Source organism: Clostridium swellfunianum, from assembly GCF_023656515.1.
GTDB lineage: Bacteria > Bacillota > Clostridia > Clostridiales > Clostridiaceae > Clostridium_AT > Clostridium_AT swellfunianum.
In genome coordinates this window covers 959632-978893 of sequence record NZ_JAMOFV010000006.1, presented here as the reverse complement: position 1 = coordinate 978893, position 19262 = coordinate 959632, and the positions used below count along the sequence as shown (strand labels likewise).

Below are 19262 nucleotides of genomic sequence, written 5' to 3'. Positions count from 1 at the left end.
TCACCGTTGCTATTTTACCACTTCCAAGTCTATTTCACAAGATGATACACTATAGACTCATAGGGTCTTAAACTTATTTTACTAAATTTTTCAGATGAATCCCTATAATTTGATGTTAATATTTTACTTTTATATTCTTTAAAATTGAACTCATCGCTTAGATCAATGTAGGTATTTTCGCCATAGAAATTGTTTATAACAATAAGTTTTTCATTTTTATAGCTTCTCATATATGCATATACTTTTTTGTGATTTTCAAGTAATGGTTTATAATCTCCATAGGCTATAATATCTTGCTCTTTTCTAAGTTGAATTAGCTGTTTATAGTGATAGTAAATAGAATTCTCATCTTTCAGTGCATTATCAGCATTGATATTCATATAATTGCTGCATACTGATATCCAAGGAGTTCCAGTAGTAAATCCCCCATTCGCACTGTTGTTCCACTGAACTGGTGTACGGGAATTATCTCTAGACTTAGCCTGTAGAATCTTAATTATTTTATCTTCCTCTACTCCTTGCTGCTTTAATATGCTGTAGTAGTTTATAGTTTCAATATCCCTATACTGTTCAATACTACTAAAATAGGGATTTGTCATTCCAAATTCTTCTCCCTGGTATATAAAAGGTGTTCCTCTAAGCATATGCACTGCCGTTGCCAGCATCTTTGCTGATTCCATTTGGTATACTTTATCATCGCCAAAGCGAGAAACTATTCTAGGCTGATCATGATTACACCAAAATACAGCATTCCATCCATTTCCTTTTTCCATGCCAACCTGCCAGGAGTTGAGGATGTCCTTAAGCTTTTTAAAGTCAAAGTTCATAAGAGTCCATTTATCTCCATCTTTGTAATCTACTTTCAGATGGTGAAAATTAAATACCATTGATAATTCTCTTTCCTCAGGATTTGAATATCTAATACAGTTGTCTATAGTAGTTGAAGACATTTCACCTACAGTTATAACATCATCCTGTTTTCCAAAACTCTCTTTGTTAAGTTCCTTTAAATATCGGTGAACTCTTGGGCCATCTGTATAAAATTTGCGGCCATCTCCTAGTGTATCATCTTCAAAATTATCCGGCTTTGAAATTAGGTTTACAACATCAAACCTGAAGCCTTTTACACCCTTATCAAGCCAAAAGTTTACAACTTTAAACAGTTCCTCTCTGATCTGCTGATTTTCCCAATTTAAATCTGCTTGAGTAACATCAAATAGATGAAGATAATACTCATCATATTCCTTAATATACTCCCAAGCTGACCCTCCAAACTTTGAATTCCAATTTGTAGGTGCATCGCTATCCTTTGATTTTTTAAAGATATAATAATTCTTATATTTTTGATCTCCCGACAAAGCCTTTTTAAACCATTTGTGCTCTGTGGAAGTATGATTAAAAACCATGTCCAGCATTATTTCTATATTATGCTTACGTGCTTGCGCTACAAGTACTTCAAAATCCTCCATGGTACCAAAGCGAGGATCAATGCTGCAGTAGTCAGCAACGTCATAGCCATTATCCTTTTGAGGCGAATGGTAAAAAGGTGTCAGCCATAAATAATCTACCCCTAGGTCCTGAAGATAATTAAGTTTTTCAGTAACCCCTTTTAGGTCACCATAACCATCCCCATTTGAATCCATAAAAGATTTAGGATAAATTTGATAAACTACGCTCTTTTTAAAGTCTTTCATACTGTACACCTCTTGTTTTATATTTTAAAGCAGAAAAGGAAGGAGTTTAAGCATCCCCCTCCTTTTTTATTCTTAAAACTATTTTTTTACAACTATTTTTCTCTTATTGAAGAAAATTGTTAGTACAAATGGTACGACTATTGCAACCAGCATTGCTAAGGCAAATATACCCATGTACTGAGGCTTTATTGATAAGATGCCTGGAAGTCCACCAACTCCTATGGAGTTAGCCATTACACCTGAACCTACAGATATAACAGCAGCTATACCTGAACCTATCATTGCAGCTAAGAATGGGTATACATATTTAAGGTTTATACCAAACATAGCTGGCTCAGTTACTCCTAGATAACAAGAAATTGCGGCTGGTATTGATATTTGCTTTTCTTCTTCATTGTTTCTGTTTAGATATATAATCGCTAAAACAGCTGAACCTTGTGCAATATTTGATAAAGCTATCATTGGCCAAAGATTTGTTCCACCCAGCTGCCCCATAAGCTGCAGATCTATAGCATTTGTCATATGGTGGAGTCCTGTTATAACCAGCGGTGCGTAAACAAAGCCAAATACTGCTGCAAATAGCCATCCAAAAGCTGAAGTTAGTCCTGAATAAACTATATTGGATATAAAGGATCCAATTTTCCATCCTAATGGGCCTAATATTGTATGTGCTATTAAAACTGTTGGTATAAGTGCAAGAAATGGTACTACTATCATGGAAATTGCTTCTGGAACTGCATCACGAAGCTTAGTTTCCAAAAATGTCAACAGGAAGCCCGCTAGTACTGCAGGGATAACCTGTGCCTGGTAGCCAATCATCTTTATCTGTGCAAAGCCAAAGTTCCATACAGGAATTTCCTTAGCTCCTGCAACAGCATAAGCATTAAGAAGCTGCGGTGACACCAAAGTTAAACCTAAAACTATTCCTAATATCTGAGTTGTACCCATCTTTTTAGAGATTGACCATGTAATTCCTACAGGCAGGAAGTGGAATATAGCTTCACCAATTAACCATAGGAAGTGATGTGTACCTGCCCAAAATTGCGAAACCTCAACCAAAGTCTTAGTACCGCCTTCAAGCATTTTTATATCGCCTATAATATTACGGAAACCAAGTATTAAACCTCCAACAACTATAGCTGGAATAAGTGGTGCAAAGATTTCTGCCAAGTGAGCAATTGCCCTTTGAAGAACATTCATATTTTGTTTTGCTGCCTTCTTCGCTGCATCCTTATCTACACCTTCAATACCAGAGCTTCCTACAAAATCGTTATAAAACGTTGATACTTCATTACCTATTATGACTTGGAACTGACCTGCTTGAGTAAAAGTTCCTTTAACTACCTTCATTTCTTCTATTTTTTTAACATCCGCCTTTGACGCATCATTTAAAACAAAACGCATACGAGTAGCGCAGTGTGTTACTGCGGCAATATTTCCTTTACCTCCAACAAGCTCCAAAAGTATTTTGGCATCATTACTAAACTTACCCATATAATAACCCCCTCTTTCTTTCTATAAGGACAATACAATTATTCCATTAATCAGTAAACATTTTCATATGCTTTTAACTTATACGTACAAGTTGTTCTATGATTAAATTATATCTTGTACGTATATGTCCGTCAATATGTATTTTACTTTTTATTATAACTATTTTCCTATTTATAATAAAAATAGAGTAGCACATCTGCAGAGTATCATTCTGCAGGTGTGCTGCTCGTTGTCTTATCTTATTAATTTACTCCATGTCCTTGGTCCCACAATACCATCTGCAGATAAACCATTATTTCTTTGAAATCTAATTACCTGACCTTTCGTATTAGGTCCAAATATACCATCAACTGCAGTATTAACTCTAGATTGAATGTATCTTACAGCAATACCTCTTGAACCAGCTCTTAAGAGCGGTTTAGCTAGTATTGTATTTATTGCGCCTAAAGTTTTAGGACCTGCTATCCCATCTACTCCTATGCCTGCAATCCTTTGTAATCTTCTAACTGCTTCTCCTGTCCTTCTACCATGAATTCCATCTTCAACTAATGCATTACCATTATTATCTCTAATTTTTAATAGGTTTAGAACTATTTGAAGTTCTAAAGTGCCTGTGTCAGCTCCAGCCACCTTACCGGGACTTGGAGTTGTTTCTGGTTCAGGTTCTACTATAGGTGGTTCTGACGGTTCAGTGATATTAAGCATAGCATATATTTCCTTTTGCACTTCATCCCTAAACATATCAACAGTTCTTCCATACTTTGCAAAGTAAGCAATTGGATCTGTATGGTTAGTTTCTCCCCACCTATCACTCACTTCTGCGTGTGACATTAAAGTATCTTTAGTTATTGTGGTATCTTTAATAATATTAACATGCAGCCAAGCAAAAAGCCAAACTCCTCTTTTCCAAATCTCTTCAAATTTGTCTCTATCATTATAGTTGCACAGCTCTATCCCTATATAACTTCTATTAGCTGTGCCTCCTGCATGCCATGCCTGTTCATTCCAAGGTACAGTTTGAGTTATGCTGTCATAATCTACAAAAGCATGAACAGAAACACTTCTTCCACCTGCCCCGCTATCAAAATATCGAAATTCATCTTCATCAGATGCACCTGGTGTAGCTGTTTCATGAAGGACAGTACCTACGGCATTTAAAGGCTTATAGGATCTGTTTTTTGAAATATATCTCTGAGTAATTGTATAAGCCATATTCTCACCTCGCTTATTATTTCTATATCATATACTATGCAGCTAACCTGGTATTGCTGATAAAATATATGCTATAGCTAAGCCTAATTTTCACTTTGTTCATTTATATTGTAAAATATATGTAATTCCTCCATATTTCATGGCTAATATTTCAATTTGCTTGAGTATGCACCAAAAATGGTGTATATTAGTAATAATGTAAACTATAAAACCATAACATTTAAACGGATTACACTATTTTTGTAAGTTTAACTGGTATAAGAAAAGGCATAACCGCATACATTTTATAGTTTCTAGTAATGGAGGGATAATAGTGTCTAGAAAAATATATATAACTCAGCCTGACAAAGACAAGCTATTAAAAATAATTAATAAGGCTAAATTTGAAAGTTTAGACGATAACTTAAATTTAAAAGACCTTGAGGTAGAAATTATTAGAGCTACTGTTACTGATATTTCAATGCTGCCGAGCAATGTTATTACTATGAATTCAAAGGTTTTATTATTAATGGAAGGTATTGAGGAAGAAGTTACTCTCGTGTATCCTAGTGAAGCTGATATTATAGAAAATAAGATTTCTATATTGTCACCTATCGGAACAGCAATTCTTGGTTATTCAGAAGGTGATATTATAGAATGGAATGTACCAAAAGGAACAGCACAAATTGAAGTAAAGAAAGTGCTTTTTCAACCAGAAGCACTTGGATATTATGACTTGTAAAAGCTATCGGAGTATGCCGATAGCTCTTTTGTTTTGTGCTCATTAAATATCATGGACGAAAAAAACCAGGTGCTATATGCCTGGTTTGAATTAATACATTATTCTAGCATGTCACAAATATAAAATAACTCATCCTTACTTAACTCAATATTTAAGGAATTTCTAAATACTTCATTTGCTGCTTCAAGACATTTTAATGCTAATAAGTTGTAGCTATCTCTTTCCTGTTTGTAGACTAAACCATCCTTTATAACCATTCTCTCTAAAGCACAACCTACATGTACCAAAATCCTTATTCTCATTGCATTATCAAAATTCTTTTTAAGATTATTCTCCAATACACTTAAGAATTCCATCAATACACCAATTATTTTACTTGGATTTAGGTAAGTTAAAAATTGTTTTAAGCTATCCTCACACAAGTCTTTTACAACTGTATTTGTATGTTTTGGGTTTATTTTTATATGGTTGTTCTTAATAATACCAGCTATTACTTCCTCTCCATTGCCTCCAATTAACGCTTCTAATGAGATGAAAGGCGACTCAATATTAGGGTTTAAGATGCCTACTGAGGCAATTATACTAAACTTTTCCTTAAGCGATTCAACCTTTTTATTTAAATCTTTTACACTAACTGGGATAATCTTAATTGTTTCATCAGTTAAACTCTTAATTACATTTGCTACCAACTCTGTTAACTTTTCTGCAGTGCCAACACCGGTGGAGCATATGGTAATTATTGCTTTTTCCTTATCTTCTTCCTTTTTTGACTCTGCTATTAAATTTCCATATCCTTTAAATCCCTTTAGTGAGTCATAAAGTGTATCTAAATCCATATCAAAAAGATTAGATTTTCTCACTGCTTCAAGCACCAAAGCAGTTGAAACCATATCTATTGTCTTAACTTTAATACCTGTCTTATCCGTAATTATGGTATCAAAGTTAGCCAAGGATCCCATATCTACTAATAGTAGAACCCCTCTTCCAGCATTAACTTCTTTAACTTTTTCTATTATTTCATCTAATACTTTCTTAGGGCTAATTTCAAGGGGCATATCTATAGCTTCAACAATGCCTTCACCTAGTAATCTCCTAGTAACACTTACCATACTGCTTGCGGTACTTGTCCCATGCGCTGCTACGATTACTGCAACATGCTCAGTATTTTGATTATCGTCAGTTGTATTTAAAAGTATTGTTAAGTAAATTAGCTCCATTTCCGGTACTAGAATATTATATTTTTCTTCAAAAAGCCTTTTAATCTCTAGGGCAATATTAAATTGTTCTGGGCTGTCTTTTATAATATCTTCAATGTTTTCATACTGTAAGGGTTTCTTAGATTCCACTCTTTTAATAAAAGAGCTTAAATGAAGGCCTAGTGCATATAAAAATCTTTCACTTAACTTTTTATTAAATTTCTTTTCTATAAAAGCCTTTACTTCTTCAGAAAACAGCAGCATATCTTCGCTAATTATCTCTAAAATCTTATTCCTACCCGATGAAGCATTTTTAAATTTATCATAGAAAGATTTTATATGAATATTAATGTCAGTAGTAATAAAGTTCTTTATATACTCTTCATCCACTCCTTCTTCCTTAAGCAGTGCAGCTTTATCTTCTATAATCTTATACAGGTTAAATGGCGGTTCATAGTCGTCACCTTGTATTAGATTCTTACTGCCATTGGGTAAAATTACCATATGAGATTTGGTATACTCCGATATTTCCTCCAGCTCTTTTCTTTTAGAACTTATATTAAAAAGGCCGCTTTTAATATCTGAAGGCAGAGCTTTAAATTCAATATTTATGGATTCTTTATCCTCTATGCAATTTAAAAAGCCTTTAGCACATACAAGTTGTATATTGGATTTCATCTGACCAACGTTACCATAGGAAGCACTTCCTATAAGTGCTTTAACTGCATCAGCCTCAACTTTGATACTTTTGTTAACTCTATGCGCCTCATTGGATAATAAAAATTTAACTATATCAAGCCTGTCCTTTACTGGGCGATCTTCTAAGCTAGGGATGTTTATCACTATTGGAATCCTTCTTACGAAGGTTTTTAGCAGTGAAGATCCAGGTTCTTCAGTAGTTGCTCCAATAATTAAAACATTAGCCTTTCTCTTTCTCTCAGATTCACCTAATCTATTAAAGGTACCAGTATCCATAAAATAAAATATCATTTCCTGGCCTTCAGGTGATAATCTGTGTATTTCATCCAGGAACAATATTCCGTTGTTAGCCTTTTCAACTATTCCTTCTTTTTCGCTTTCTGCTCCAGTAAAGGCACCTTTTATATGTCCGAAAATATGGGATATAAGAAGCTGGGGATTGTTATAATAATCAGCACAGTTAAAAACAATAAAAGGAGCATTTTCTTTAAGTCTCTTAGCATACTTAGCATAGCTGTACATCATATTAGCAAATAAGGTTTTTCCTACACCAGTTTGTCCTACAATTAAGGTGTGTAATCCATTTGGTGGATAAAGCATTGCAGCCTTAGCTTGTTCAATCTGATTTTTTAATCCAGAATCAGCACCAATAAGAGAACTAAAAGGCGATTGGTCTGTTACTTCAGTTTTTTCTTCATTTACTAATTCTTGAAAATCTTTTATTTCGCAGAGCCCCTCTTTTAGTTTTAATCCCATAAGCTTTTCAACCACTGTCTTGTCAATATACAATACCGGCCTGCCCTTAATCCTTAGAACTTTATTCTGTCTTAATAGTGTATTAAGCTCCATACTTACGTTATTTCTTAATATCCCTAAAGCCTCAGATATTTCACTTGCACTAAATCCTTTATTATTCTTTAAATCTTCTATATTTAATACTTGAGATTTCTCCATAAGATAGTTATAAATCTTATCTATTCGTTTCATGAACCCTCCTGTATTCCTCTATGGTACGTAAAGACTATTAATCTTTACGCCTCCTGTATTCCTCTATGGTACATAAAGATTATTAATCTTTATGCCTCCTGTATTCCTCTTCAGTACCCAAAGTTCATTAATCTTTGTGCCACCTGTAGTTTCTAAAACAATAACAAAACAGCACTGTATCAATGTGTATCAATACACTTTGATACAATTATAGCATGTTTTATTAAAAATGTGTACCCTAATCGGTCATGAGATAAAAATAAGGCGCTGTTCAGGAATAATGTTGTTTTACATGTTATATTAAGTTGTAGAAATGTTCGAACAAGCATTAATAATATTTTAATTATTAGTCTTATATACGAAGTGATAGTTTCCTAAACTTTATATAACATAAGGATTTTCAACACTATTCTTGAACAGCACCAAAATAAAAAAGCCTTATTCTACAACGAGATTAAGATGAGCTTTTCTTAAATCTCGATTGCAACGCTCTTTTCACCACATCAAAAAAACCTAACGAACGAACCATATGACTTGGATCTACATATTTTGAAACAGCACGAAGCACTGTCTTTGGTTCTTTAGAAGAAAAAGTATAGGCACCATTTTTCTTTGTTTGGATGGCATATCGCGGAATCCACTTTCCTTTTAGAAGTACAGATGCAATAACATAGTCCACCTCTTCCCAAGGAATTTGAATAAACTTTCGAGAATCTCGAGAATTATAAAACTCAAAACCCTTGTCACCAACCATGACTTTACCATAATCTGTTAGTCCCGTAAAAGCTGTTGCATCAATTACTAGATCCACCTTTGTATTGAGTGACTGAATCATACGCTCTACCTCTTTTCTAGTTTTACACACATTGTTTCTATCTATATGTTTTTAAAGGAAATAAGGATCCATTGGTAAAAAACCACATAAATAAAATTTAACAAAAGCCCAGGCTATAAGCCTAGGCTGAGTATAAAATATTACATTAAGCCAATTAAGTGGAATACAATACCAATAGCGAATAGTGCAAGGATAATAATAATTGGAGATACTTTCTTCTTAAGTAACCACATACAAATAAGTGTCACTATTAATCCTGCAAGTCCGGGAATCAATGAATCCAAGTTGCTTTGTAAGGTTGTAATCTTAGTATCAGTTAAGGACAAACCAGCTGCTTGCTGAAGCAGAGCTTCTTTAATACCTTCAGCCCCAGCAGGAAGCTTGTTCCAATCAATGTAAGCACCCTCACTTAACTTAACGGAGGATACTACAGGTTTGAATCCAACAGATACCCATCTGTTAACCAAGGAGCCTAAAATGAACATACCAAGGATGGATGCACCTTTTGTAATATCTTGTAGTAAACCACCAGATAAATCGTCAGTAATACGAGAGCCTGCTTTGTAACCAAACTCTTGCGTATACCACATAAATCCCATACGGATAATATTCCAAGCAAAGAAAAATATAATTGGTCCAAGGATGTTGCCACTTAATGCAAGTGAAGCAGCTAGTGCCCCTAAAATCGGCCTAACAGTAAACCAGAAAACTGGATCTCCGATACCAGCTAAGGGCCCCATCATACCAACCTTAACACCTTGAATAGTTATGTCATCGATTGGCGCGCCATTTGCTCGTTCTTCCTCTAAAGCCAATGTTACACCAATAACTGGTGAAGCTACATATGGGTGAGTATTAAAGAACTCCAAGTGACGTTCTAATGCAGCTGCACGTTCTTCTTTAGTCTTATATAATTTTTTGATTGCCGGAATCATTGCAAATGCCCAACCACCGTTTTGCATTCTTTCATAGTTCCAAGATCCTTGAAGAAAAAATGAACGCAACCAAACAGAAATACGATCTTTTTTTGTTAATTTTAATTCCTTTGACATTTTCCTGCTCTCCCCCTTCTTAGTAACTATCTATAAGATCACCTAATGGATCACCAGTATTTGAGTTTCCGCCATTACCTGAACCGCCTTGTTTACTAAGCGAAATGTAAAGAAGAGCTAAAGCTACACCAATTGCACCTAGTCCAATAAGAGTAATTTGTGAAACAGTTGCTAATACAAAACCAATTGCAAAGAACGGCCATACCTCTCTGGTAGCCATCATGTTTATTACCATTGCATAACCAACAGCTACAACCATTCCACCACCGATTGCGAGTCCTCCTGTTAACCAAGTTGGCATGGCTTCAAGTAATGCACGAATTGGATTAGCACCAATTGCTATTATAAGGCCTGCTGGAATTGCAATACGTACACCTTGCATACAAATAGCAGCAATTTGCCATGCTTCAACTGTTCTGAAATTTCCCTCTTTAGCCGCAGCATCCATAAAATGTACAAAGGCAGTAGCAATAGTACGAACAATAATTGTTAATAATAATCCTGCAACTGCAAGTGGAACAGCAATAGCTATAGCGGAAGAAACGCCTGCTTCACCCTGTCCGCTAAGAACCAGAATGATTGCGGATGCAACAGATGCTAAGGCTGCATCAGGTGCTACGGCAGCACCTATATTTGCCCAGCCTAAGGCAATCATTTGAAGAGTACCACCTAAAATTAGGCACGGTACTAAGTTACCAGTAACTAATCCGATTAGAGTACAGGCAACTATTGGTTGGTGAAATTGAAATTCATCCAGGATACCTTCCACACCAGCCAGAAATGCTATAATTATGACTAACATTATTTGAATTATACTTAGAGTCACGATTATTGAACCTCCTTATTTATCTAAAATAGTTAGATTATTTTACTTTGTTTAATTCCTCTTGTGCTTTTTTAAGGATTTCTTCCATATTTCCTTTTGAATCATTCGGAACTTTACGAACATCAAAATTAAGTCCTGCCTGTTTTAGCTTATTAAAAGTATCTATATCATTTTGATTAAAAGCAAGAACTTTGTTTGGTTGCACTTTACCTATAGAGTGAGCCATAGAACCAACATTAATTGTCTTTAGTGGTACTCCTCCTTCTACCGCTCTAAGTAAATCTTGTGGATTTTCAAAAAGTAGCATTGCACGTTGTCCACCAAAATGCTCTTTATCTTTTGCAAGTTTAATCATATGATCAATTGGAACAACATGAGCTTTAACTCCTGGAGGAGCAGCCTGCTGTATAAGTTTCTTACGAAGCTCATCTTTAGCTACTGAGTCTGACACAACAATAATTCTTGTTGGTTGTACAGTTTTTGTCCAAGCAGTTGCAACCTGCCCATGAAGCAAGCGAGAATCAATACGAGCTAAAACATATTCGAAGGATCCAGGTGCACCTGCATTGAACTTAACTGCCGAAGCTTCTAACGATTTAGATTTATCTGCTGGTTCCAGTTCTTCAGGCTTAACTTGAACTCCTTCTCTTGATGTTTTTAATATATTAGCTGCAATTTCCTGTGCGGATTCCATTGAAAAACGTGATCCAAAAGCTTCAAGCACCATTGGCAGATTCATGCCGGCTACGATTGCCCATTTATCTTTGTGTTCTTCAAATAGACTGCTGGCTTGGTTAAATGGTGTACCGCCCCAAAGATCAACTAAAAATAAAACCTCATCTTGGCTTTCAAAGGATGCAATTGCATCTTTCAATTTTGCTTTATAATCATCAGGACCTTCACTAGGCAGCAACGTAACAGCTTGCACGTTTTCTTGTTCTCCGAAGATCATCGTACCGGATTGCAAGATGCCTTTAGCGAATTCTCCGTGACTAGCAAGAATAATTCCTACCATCTTTATACCTCCTCGTATTCCTATTAGGTGCATAAAGCTTATTAATCTCTATGCTCCTATTTTTCATATGTTACAGTAAAATTTATAAATAAGTTCTAAGGAACCTGTAACCAAAATTAATGATTGTGATTTTTTTTCTGAATTAACTCAAACAGATTATGTTTTCGATCAGCGGGAACTTTTCGAACTTCTAATTCCACATCAAGTTCTTTTAGCTTAAGAAACATTTTAATGTCTTCATCATCTACTGAAATAAAGTTTGTCAACATTGTCTTTCCTTCTTTGAAAGACATGCCCCCTATATTCACACTCTTTATGTCTACTCCGCCTTCAACCATTTTAACTACGTCTGTTGGATTAGTGAATAAAAACAAAACTCTGTCATTTTCATACATAGGATTTTTGTATGCTCTTATTGCCTTTTCAATCTCTACTACGCTTACTTTAATTCCAGGTGGGGCAACTTGAACTAAAAGTATTTTTCTAAGAGAATCATTAGCGGCATTGTCATTGCATACTATTATTCTGTTACATTTTGTTTCTTTTGACCAAACTGTTGCTACCTGTCCGTGTATTAATCTGTCATCAATTCTTGCTAAAACAATTTTCATTTTATAAATCATCCTCTTCACTTTGTAATAAAGTTTTTTTGGCGAGTTTATCCCTTGACTAGCGCTGCTTTAGCTATATTTAAAAGTTCTTCAACACTTAAAAACTTCTATGTATCAATTAATAGCAAATGTCATGCCAATAAAGTGTATTAAATACTCTTAAATTGCTTAAGGCTATATGTACCAATGGTTTAACATTTAATTTTAGTTATTGTAATCTTTTTCTTTAATACGCTTTCTATGAACTTTGATACACTTTTATTCTTGTTTCAAACCATTTTGATATACTTATTCTGATATTTCTACAATATAACGAGTTTCTTCTTCATTTGGCATAATATTTAAAGAATCTTTAAATATATAGTTTCCTTTATAGGTAAGTTTTATTATATTTTTAAATACATAACACCTTTAATCAGTATCCTTTCAAGTTTACACCCTAAAGGCGCTTATGAACAAAGCTATTCTTTTCACAGCATCCTGCGTGTATGATTATTTTAATACTCATAGTATTGTGGAATTCTATCCTATGCTCTTTTTCTGATACACTTAAAAGTTTTATTAATACACTAGTATTTTTATAAATTCACAGGATCTACTGAAGCTGCTATATTAACCTCATTGAAAAATCGTCAAGTTTAAGCTGGATGCTCTTTTATTCAAAGTTAATCTATATTTTTTACCTTAGGTTCTAAGCTAATGATTATGGAAGTATTGTTCGTGATCAATAAATTATAAATAAGCGAACTACTAATAATTATTAGCAAAATTCACCTCCAAATCATACTATAAAGTATGTTCATATTTTTTATTGGAGGTTTTCATATGAGAAAAAAACAGCTCACTTTATTTTCTTTAATTTTTTCCTTTATACTTATAGCAACCTTGTTTAGCGGCTGCACCAGTAAGAGTTCCCAAACTACTGTTAAAGTAAGACTAAACGAAGTTACCCGTTCCATTTTCTATGCTCCTATGTATGCAGCAATTAGCGAAGGTTTCTTTAAAGAAGAAGGAATCGAAATCGACCTCACAACTGGAGAAGGCGCAGATAAGACAATGCAGCAGGTTTTAAGCGGCAATGTTGATATTGGTTTTTCAGGGCCTGAGCAGGTAATTTATATCTACAATCAAAAACGTGAGGATTATCCTGTAGTATTTGGACAGCTTACTCAAAAGGATGGTTCCTTCATAGTTTCTAGGCAGGATGAAAAGAACTTTAATTGGGAAACCTTAAGAGGTAAAAAACTTCTAGGCGGAAGACCTGGTGGAGTCCCTCAAATGGCACTTGAATATGTTTTGAAAAATAAGGGAATTGATCCAAACAAGGATTTGGACATGATAACAAACATCGCATTTGCAGCAGTTACTGGAGCCTTCAAAGGCGGAACAGCTCAATATGCAGCTTTGTTCGAGCCTAACGCAAGTTTACTGAGAAAAGATAATACTGGTTATGTTGTGGCTTCTGTTGGTGCTGAAGCAGGTACTATACCTTACACATGTTTCTATGCAACAAAATCATATATTGAAAAGAATCCTCAAGTCATAGAGAAGTTCACAAGAGCTATCTATAAGGGACAGTTATGGGTTCAAAAGAATACAGAAGCAGATGTAGCTAAATCCATTAAGTCCTTCTTCCCTGGCACAGATGAAGAAGTTATAGTTAGTGTTATTAAGAACTATAAGGCTATTGAAGCTTATGCTCCTAATCTAGTGTTAAAAGAATCAGATATGACAAGACTTATGGATATTATCCAATCCTACAAAGCTGACTTGATAACTGAAAGACCACCTTACAGCAAGATAGTAAATAACAGTTTTGCTGAGAAAGCTATAAAAGATGTGAAATAAATAAAATGGCATACCGAGTTCGGTATGCCATTTGTAAGGTGTTCTTTATTTCCTATTTTTATGAAATACTTACTGATTTCTTTCTTAATTCACAGTCAAAGTTTTTCAGTTTTCATCCATTTTTAAAAGTTCTACAAAGAAAATTGAATATTGCCTTTGCAAACGCTAAGCTTCCATGTGGTTTTGGCGATAATTTTGATTTCTAAACCCAGGTATATCTTATACAGGATTTATACCACACATGTTCCTGTACATCCATTCTCCTATGGAACCATATTCATAGCCACAATCATAGCAGTCTGTGTATTAACAGCACTTCTACCGTTAGATGTAAAATACTCTTAGTATTGCTTGTCTTACTTCCTCTGTCAGGTTGAAATATTCTCTTTATATTTCTTGTTTACCTAGAACTTTAGCTGCCTTAGAAACCCAAACATGTAATACTTTTTGGGTTACCCCGAATATTATTTCTCATACAAAAATTTCTCAGGAAGTGTTACCTTAAAGTCTCTTCCCAAATCTCTAAAATTTTGTGGTGTAATAGTTTGTAATTTGTCAGGTCTCATTGATAGCATTTTTATAATAATTTCAGCTGATTTCTCAACTGTATGCATAAGTCCAAAAGTAAAATCAAAATCTTCACCAGAGCAGAACATGCCATGATGAGCCCATACTGCAACATCATACTCTTTCATTAGTTCGCTGGTAGCTACTGCAATATCACGTCCTCCTGGAACCATCCAAGGTACTATGCCTATACCGTCTGGAAATACAACAGGACATTCCGTAGCCATTTCCCACAATTCGCGAGTAAAAACTTTATCCTCTAAAGGAAGTATAAAGGTTAGAGCAATTACATTTGTTGTATGAGCGTGATATATTACTCTATGCTTTCCACCTGATGATATCATTTTTACTTCATGATTCATAAGATGAGAAGTGAGCTCGCTGGTTGGTCGTCCGCCATTTACAAGCCCCCAGCAGATTCTGTAATTTTCACCTTTATCATCTAGTTCTATTATTGCCATAGAATCTTCAGGCTTTATAATTATATTTCTAAAAAATTTGCCGCTGCCTGTTACTAGGAAATACTCCCCTTCAAGCTTTGGTACACTGGTACCTATAGCCTCCCATTCACCCTCTTTATTTAAAGCTTCAGCAACACTTTCAACTTCTTCCTTCTTTATTCTATAAGTTAAGTTTCCACCGTTTCTTTCATGCCAACCTTGCTCCCATCCATCATTTGCCATACGAATAAAGCCTTGTACAAATTCTGAATCTAGTACTCTCATTTATAAACCCTCACTTTCTATAATTAGTTTCTCTTACTTAAAACTTCTTTCTCGTATTTCTTTACTTCTTTAAACCAATCTTCCTTTTGCAACACTCCGTTTATTTCGCAGAAGTAATTCCATACATCTCCTATAGGATATAATTTTAATTCCTCTTGAAGCATCATAAGTTCTGTAAATTTTCTTGTGTTTTGAAGCTCAGTTAATTTTTCTTCTGGAAGTAAAAGTGCATTTAAAAGTGCCTTTTGCATATTTCTCATACCAACCACCCAAGCTGAAATTCTGTTTATGCTTGCATCAAAGAAATCAAGTGCCAATATAACTCTATCTGAGCCATTTCTAATAATTTCCTTTGCAATTTCCTTTGTCTCTTCATCAAATAAAACTACATGGTCGCTGTCCCAACGCACTGATCTTGTTACATGAAGAGCAACTTTATCAGAAAACAGCAGCATGGAGGAGATTTTATCTGCCACAGATTCTGTTGTATGATAATGCCCATTGTCCAATAAACAAAGCAAGTCCTTTTTAGCTGCATAATTCATGTAGAATTCATGAGAACCTACAGTATAACTTTCAACACCAATTCCAAAAACCTTTGATTCTACTGCTACATAAACCTTACTCTTGTCATAAGGAATAGAAAGAATCTGATCTAAAGAATCTTTTAGTCTTGCTCTTGGTGCCATTCTATCTGCTGGTATATCTTTAAAACCATCTGGTATCCAAATGTTTAGAGTACATGGTGTGTGGAGCTCTGTTGCAAAATATTCAGCTATACGAAGACAGCACTTTCCATGCTCAATCCAGAAACTCCTTATTTCTTCATCCTCACTTGATAGAGTCGCATTTGAAGCCTTAGTGTGAGAAAAATAAGTTGGGTTAAAATCTATTCCAAGCTTTCTTTCCTTTGCAAATTCAACCCACTTTTTAAAGTGCTTTGGCTCAAGCTTATCACGATCTACCTGCTCATTTTCTCCAAATATTGCATAGCTTGCATGTAAATTTATTCTGTGACCTCCTGGTATAAGACTTAAAGCCTTATCAATATCTGTCATTAATTCTTCTGGATTTCTGGCTTTTCCAGGATAGGTGCCTGTTGCCTGAATTCCTCCTGATAAGCTTGAAGCTCCTTCAAAGCCTGATACATCATCTCCCTGCCAGCAGTGCATAGAGATAGGTATTTGTTTAAGTGTTTCTATAGCTGCATCTGTATCTACACCTACTCTTTTATATATTTCTTTTACGGATTCATAACGTTCCTTAATTGTCATAGTATTTCCTCCTGCTATTTATATATTTTTATTTCAAAGGATTTATATATACAGTTTCTTGCCTCCTGTAAATCAGTCAGATCATCATTCATCATCATTTGAATTGCTAAATTTCCTACAGCCGTAGCCTCTACAGGACCTGCAGCAACCTTTCTTCCAGTATATTTTGCTGTAAGCTGATTAAGGTATTCTGCATTGGCTCCTCCCCCTACAACATAAATCTGGTCATAACTTAAGCCAGTAAGTTCTTCTATTTCTTTAATTGTATTTCCATAGCATAAAGCCAAGCTGTTATAGATTACCGCAGCAAACTCTCCATCAGTAACTGGCTCCTGCTGTTTTGTTTCTCTGCAATATTTCTTTATTTCATTAAGCATACTTTCTGGTGCTAAAAACCCGCTGTTGTTACAGTCTACTATAGTGCTTATACTTTCTTTTGACGCCATATCACATAGCTCAGCAAACGAATGCATTGTACTAAATTCTTTTCTTGCACACTGAATCATCCAAAGCCCCATTATGTTTTTCAAGTATCTGAATCTGTAGTCATAGCCGCCTTCATTTGTAAAGTTGAGCACCATGCTTTTTAGGGAACAATCTGCTTTAGCTCTCTCTATTCCCATAAGGGACCAGGTTCCTGAACTAATATATAAAGTGTCTTCCTTATTTGAGGGTACTGCTATTATCGCGGAACCAGTATCATGAGTTGCAGGCATAACAATCTGACAATCATAGCCTATTTCCTTCTGAATTTCCTTAGTAAGTCCTCCAAGAACTGTACCTGGTGTAACTATATCTAGAAAAATTTCCTGTGGAAATCCTAACTGTTCTATTAGTTCTCTGTCCCAATCCTTTGTTTCTGGGCTAACAAGCTGGGTAGTAGTAGCATTAGTATATTCTGTTTTCTTAACTCCACTTAACAGGTAATGGAAATAGTCAGGAATCATTAGCATGCTTTTAGCCTTCTTTATATATTTAGGATGTTTTTCCTTAACAGCCATCAATTGATAGATTGTATTAAAAATCTGCTTCTGTATACCTGTTCTTTCATAAAGGCTTTCTTCTGATATAATTGAATATACTTTTTCATCCATACCTTTTGTTCTGCTGTCTCTATATGCTGCAGTATTTCCTAATATGTTATCATTTTCATCAAGAAGTACAAAGTCAACAGCCCATGTATCTATTGAAGCGCTTCTTGGAACCTTTCCAATGTCTTTACACTTCTTCATTCCAGCTTTTATTTCGTAAAATAGCTTATCTAAATTCCAGCAGAGTTCATGGTTTTTCATCTCCATTGTGTTTTCAAATCGATATATTTCTTCTAGAATTATTTTTCCATCTTTAATATATCCAAGTATATGTCTTCCACTGGATGCTCCAATGTCTATGGCTAAATAATAATTATTCATTGCTCTTCCCCTTTCCAAAGCTTGCCCTATATCAACATTTTATAGTGATAAGGGATATAAAAAAAGAACACCATTTGTAAAAAAAGTGTCCTTATTTGTAAATTTGGCTTATTTAATTTTCTGCTTTTCTATATTGCTTTGGCGAAACACCATACCTGGCTTTGAAAATACGATGGAAGTAACTTAAATTGTCATAGCCTACAGCATAGCCAACATCGGATACCGGCATGTTTGTGCTATTAAGTAGAAATGCAGCCTGAATAAGCCGTTTCGTTTGAACAAGCTCCGTATAAGTTTTCCCCGTAAGCTTCTTAATTTGCCTGCTGATCCAGTATAAATCAAAATGCAAAGCCTCTGCAAGAGCTGATAATTCACCATCCTTATAATGTTCCTCTATAAATCTATATACCGTTAAGATAAGTCCCTGCTCAAAAAGATTCCTGCCTACTGTCACTTTATCTGTATGGTTCATTAACTGCAAAAACATTAGTCCCATTGTAAGTTGATTTATACTGCGCTTATTCAGCTGATTATTAGTGAGAGTCCAAATGAGATTTTCCACAAGGTTTTGAATTGGCAGAACATCTGCAACCTTAAAATGAAGATAGCCAATATTATAGTCCGTACTTCTAAGACATCCTATAATAAAGTGCCTTACCATATTTTCCTCCTCACCAATCATTTTTAAGGATTGATCAAAAAATTCAGGAAGAATAATAAAATTTACTGCAACGTCGTTGCCCTCTGCAGGTAAAATCTCCTGAGTGGCATTTTGATTAAGAAATAAAAGTTCCCCTTTATTCAAGGTAACCTTGTCTCCATTAATAATATGCTCTGTTTTCCCCTCACACATGTATACAACTTCTACATAATTATGGGTATGCATTGGAAAATGAACAAACCTTGTATGAGTTCTAACTTCAATCAATTTACCGCTGTCTAACAGTTTTCTGCTATCTACTATAGTTGACTTTGAGCTCATATATAATTCTTTATCAATTTGATTTTTACCATGCAATATACCAATCTCTTCCTTTGTGAGATGCTTTAGCTTTTGTAGAATATCTTTATTCATCTTTCACCTATGTTATATA

15 protein-coding genes are annotated in these 19262 nt (G+C 34.8%); 2 read left to right on the top strand and 13 right to left on the bottom strand.

Going from position 1 to position 19262, the window contains the following annotated elements:
* Positions 1–29 precede the first annotated feature (29 nt).
* From treC to NBE98_RS04390, 3 genes are all read right to left on the bottom strand, one after another.
* The gene (treC, locus tag NBE98_RS04400) at positions 30–1694 is read right to left on the bottom strand and encodes an alpha,alpha-phosphotrehalase (protein WP_250812962.1); all 1665 of its coding nucleotides are present in this window, start codon (positions 1692–1694) and stop codon (positions 30–32) included.
* A gap of 78 nt (positions 1695–1772) precedes the next feature.
* Positions 1773–3188: a PTS system trehalose-specific EIIBC component gene (gene treP, locus NBE98_RS04395; RefSeq protein WP_250812961.1), complete on the bottom strand. Its 1416-nt coding sequence runs from the start codon at positions 3186–3188 to the stop codon at positions 1773–1775.
* A gap of 234 nt (positions 3189–3422) precedes the next feature.
* A complete protein-coding gene (locus NBE98_RS04390) occupies positions 3423–4400 on the bottom strand; it encodes a peptidoglycan recognition protein family protein (protein ID WP_250812960.1) in 978 nt (325 codons plus the stop codon).
* Between the two features lie 313 nt (positions 4401–4713).
* Between NBE98_RS04390 and NBE98_RS04385 the strand changes: the two genes are divergently transcribed.
* The gene (locus NBE98_RS04385) at positions 4714–5121 is read left to right on the top strand and encodes a GreA/GreB family elongation factor (RefSeq protein ID WP_250812959.1); all 408 of its coding nucleotides are present in this window, start codon (positions 4714–4716) and stop codon (positions 5119–5121) included.
* Positions 5122–5219: 98 nt separating this feature from the next.
* Here the strand turns inward: NBE98_RS04385 and NBE98_RS04380 are convergent, their stop codons facing one another.
* The 6 genes from NBE98_RS04380 to NBE98_RS04355 all read right to left on the bottom strand — a co-directional run bounded on the left by NBE98_RS04380 (position 5220) and on the right by NBE98_RS04355 (position 12342).
* Positions 5220–8003 (bottom strand): sigma-54-dependent transcriptional regulator, encoded by a 2784-nt coding sequence (locus NBE98_RS04380; RefSeq protein ID WP_250812956.1) that lies wholly within the window; start codon positions 8001–8003, stop codon positions 5220–5222.
* A gap of 454 nt (positions 8004–8457) precedes the next feature.
* Positions 8458–8838 (bottom strand): DUF956 family protein, encoded by a 381-nt coding sequence (locus NBE98_RS04375; protein WP_250812954.1) that lies wholly within the window; start codon positions 8836–8838, stop codon positions 8458–8460.
* Positions 8839–8978: 140 nt separating this feature from the next.
* Positions 8979–9890, bottom strand: coding sequence for a PTS system mannose/fructose/sorbose family transporter subunit IID (locus tag NBE98_RS04370; protein ID WP_250812952.1), 912 nt, complete (start codon positions 9888–9890; stop codon positions 8979–8981).
* Between the two features lie 19 nt (positions 9891–9909).
* On the bottom strand, positions 9910–10716 hold the full coding sequence (locus NBE98_RS04365) for a PTS mannose/fructose/sorbose transporter subunit IIC (protein ID WP_250812949.1): 807 nt from the start codon (positions 10714–10716) through the stop codon (positions 9910–9912).
* Positions 10717–10753: 37 nt separating this feature from the next.
* Entirely contained in the window at positions 10754–11731 is a 978-nt protein-coding gene (locus NBE98_RS04360; protein ID WP_250812948.1) for a mannose/fructose/sorbose PTS transporter subunit IIA, read from the bottom strand.
* 116 nt (positions 11732–11847) lie between these two features.
* Positions 11848–12342 carry a mannose/fructose/sorbose PTS transporter subunit IIB gene (locus NBE98_RS04355; RefSeq protein WP_250812947.1) on the bottom strand — a complete coding sequence of 165 codons (495 nt, stop codon included), beginning with the start codon at positions 12340–12342 and terminating at the stop codon, positions 11848–11850.
* 825 nt (positions 12343–13167) lie between these two features.
* Between NBE98_RS04355 and NBE98_RS04350 the strand changes: the two genes are divergently transcribed.
* On the top strand, positions 13168–14190 hold the full coding sequence (locus tag NBE98_RS04350; RefSeq protein WP_250812946.1) for an ABC transporter substrate-binding protein: 1023 nt from the start codon (positions 13168–13170) through the stop codon (positions 14188–14190).
* Between the two features lie 464 nt (positions 14191–14654).
* Here NBE98_RS04350 and rhaD read toward each other — a convergent pair whose 3' ends face one another.
* The 4 genes from rhaD to NBE98_RS04330 form a co-directional block, all read right to left on the bottom strand.
* The gene (gene rhaD / locus NBE98_RS04345; RefSeq protein ID WP_250812945.1) at positions 14655–15482 is read right to left on the bottom strand and encodes a rhamnulose-1-phosphate aldolase; all 828 of its coding nucleotides are present in this window, start codon (positions 15480–15482) and stop codon (positions 14655–14657) included.
* A 23-nt stretch (positions 15483–15505) separates the two neighbouring features.
* On the bottom strand, positions 15506–16756 hold the full coding sequence (locus tag NBE98_RS04340) for an L-rhamnose isomerase (protein ID WP_250812944.1): 1251 nt from the start codon (positions 16754–16756) through the stop codon (positions 15506–15508).
* Positions 16757–16770: 14 nt separating this feature from the next.
* The gene (gene rhaB, locus NBE98_RS04335; RefSeq protein ID WP_250812943.1) at positions 16771–18168 is read right to left on the bottom strand and encodes a rhamnulokinase; all 1398 of its coding nucleotides are present in this window, start codon (positions 18166–18168) and stop codon (positions 16771–16773) included.
* Between the two features lie 112 nt (positions 18169–18280).
* Positions 18281–19243: an AraC family transcriptional regulator gene (locus NBE98_RS04330; protein WP_250812941.1), complete on the bottom strand. Its 963-nt coding sequence runs from the start codon at positions 19241–19243 to the stop codon at positions 18281–18283.
* Positions 19244–19262 lie beyond the last annotated feature (19 nt).

What these genes read in the sequence shown, in the direction of transcription:
- NBE98_RS04390 (WP_250812960.1), bottom strand. Translation starts at nt 4,400, where the DNA reads ATGGCTTATACAATTACTCAGAGATATATTTCAAAAAACAGATCCTAT.
- NBE98_RS04355 (WP_250812947.1), bottom strand. Translation starts at nt 12,342, where the DNA reads ATGAAAATTGTTTTAGCAAGAATTGATGACAGATTAATACACGGACAG.
- rhaD (WP_250812945.1), bottom strand. Translation starts at nt 15,482, where the DNA reads ATGAGAGTACTAGATTCAGAATTTGTACAAGGCTTTATTCGTATGGCA.
- NBE98_RS04370 (WP_250812952.1), bottom strand. Translation starts at nt 9,890, where the DNA reads ATGTCAAAGGAATTAAAATTAACAAAAAAAGATCGTATTTCTGTTTGG.
- NBE98_RS04340 (WP_250812944.1), bottom strand. Translation starts at nt 16,756, where the DNA reads ATGACAATTAAGGAACGTTATGAATCCGTAAAAGAAATATATAAAAGA.
- NBE98_RS04380 (WP_250812956.1), bottom strand. Translation starts at nt 8,003, where the DNA reads ATGAAACGAATAGATAAGATTTATAACTATCTTATGGAGAAATCTCAA.
- NBE98_RS04375 (WP_250812954.1), bottom strand. Translation starts at nt 8,838, where the DNA reads ATGATTCAGTCACTCAATACAAAGGTGGATCTAGTAATTGATGCAACA.
- treP (WP_250812961.1), bottom strand. Translation starts at nt 3,188, where the DNA reads ATGGGTAAGTTTAGTAATGATGCCAAAATACTTTTGGAGCTTGTTGGA.
- NBE98_RS04350 (WP_250812946.1), top strand. Translation starts at nt 13,168, where the DNA reads ATGAGAAAAAAACAGCTCACTTTATTTTCTTTAATTTTTTCCTTTATA.
- NBE98_RS04360 (WP_250812948.1), bottom strand. Translation starts at nt 11,731, where the DNA reads ATGGTAGGAATTATTCTTGCTAGTCACGGAGAATTCGCTAAAGGCATC.
- NBE98_RS04330 (WP_250812941.1), bottom strand. Translation starts at nt 19,243, where the DNA reads ATGAATAAAGATATTCTACAAAAGCTAAAGCATCTCACAAAGGAAGAG.
- treC (WP_250812962.1), bottom strand. Translation starts at nt 1,694, where the DNA reads ATGAAAGACTTTAAAAAGAGCGTAGTTTATCAAATTTATCCTAAATCT.
- rhaB (WP_250812943.1), bottom strand. Translation starts at nt 18,168, where the DNA reads ATGAATAATTATTATTTAGCCATAGACATTGGAGCATCCAGTGGAAGA.